Origin of the sequence: Pseudomonas sp. R62 (assembly GCF_000257605.1) — a bacterium.
GTDB lineage: Bacteria > Pseudomonadota > Gammaproteobacteria > Pseudomonadales > Pseudomonadaceae > Aquipseudomonas > Aquipseudomonas atacamensis.
The window spans coordinates 1-1089 of sequence record NZ_AHZM01000884.1; the positions used below are offsets into that span (position 1 = coordinate 1).

At 59.0% G+C, this 1089-nt stretch carries 2 protein-coding genes; both read right to left on the bottom strand.

The window, feature by feature from the left end; genetic code table 11:
* Window positions 1-99: 99 nt before the first annotated feature.
* The gene (locus tag OQK_RS00850; RefSeq protein ID WP_016770696.1) at window positions 100-633 is read right to left on the bottom strand and encodes a cysteine hydrolase family protein; all 534 of its coding nucleotides are present in this window, start codon (window positions 631-633) and stop codon (window positions 100-102) included.
* Window positions 634-699: 66 nt separating this feature from the next.
* Window positions 700-1089 (bottom strand): gamma-glutamyltransferase (locus OQK_RS00855; protein ID WP_177318464.1); only part of this gene is annotated, 390 nt, incomplete at its 5' end.

Genomic DNA, 1089 nt, shown 5'->3' on the forward strand with positions numbered 1-1089 from the left:
AGCGAGCCTGCTCGCGAAGGCGGTATATCAGTCGGTTTGATCTTGGCTGTCACAGCGCTTTCGCGAGCGGGCTCGCTCCCACAGGGGTTTTGTGGGAGTTCAGAAGGTGATTTGGGCTGCCGGTTTGACGTCGATTCGTGCCACGGAACTGGTCAGGGCGGCGAAGTCCTTGTTGTGTTCGGCAATGATGTCCTCGGCGCTCATGTTGCCGTTATCGACCGTCGAATGCGCATCTCGCGCGACGACGATGTCGTAGCCCAGTGAATGCGCGCTGCGCACCGTGGCGTTGACGCAGTAATCGGTTTGCAGGCCGCAGATGATCAGGCGTTCGAAGTCCTCGCTGGGCAGCAGCTTGCCGAGATCGGTCTGGTAGAAAGAGTCCCCGGTGGTTTTGTCTACGCGCAGGTCTTTCGTAGAAGTCAGAAGGTTTTTCGCCAGTTGCCAACCCTCAGCACCGCGAACAAATGAGCCGTCCTTTTCTTCGTGCTGAATCAAAACCACCGGAACGCCAGCCGTACGGGCGCGTTGGCTCAGATCATTGATCGTGGCGATCACGCGGTCGATTTCAAAGCACTGATATTCACCAGCACACAGCGCCTGCTGGACGTCGATGATCAGTAATGCGGTGGTCATGTCGAGCCTTCCTTGATCAGTCCTTGAGAATGGGGCGGACCTGCGCCCGCCCCTCTTTTACTCCGCTCAGTAACCCAAAGACAAGCCGGTATTGCGCCGTGGATCGTTGGCGCCGTAGAAGCGATTCTTGCCAACCGGTTTGCCGTCCAGTGACGGCGCGCCGACCAGAATCGCGGCGATGTGGTTGGCATCCTGCGGGCCGGCAAACTTGTGGCCCCAGCTTTCCAGGATTTTTTTCGTATCCGGGCTGGCGGCGAAGTCTTCGAGGTTGGTTTCCTCCGGCATCCACTGCTGATGGAAGCGCGGCGCGTCGACCGCTTCCTGCAAGCCCATGCCGTAATCGATGACGTTGAGCATGGTCAGCAAGGTCGCGGTGATGATCCGGCTACCCCCCGGCGTGCCGACCACCATCACCACTTTGCCATCCTTGGTGACGATGGTCGGACTCATCGACGA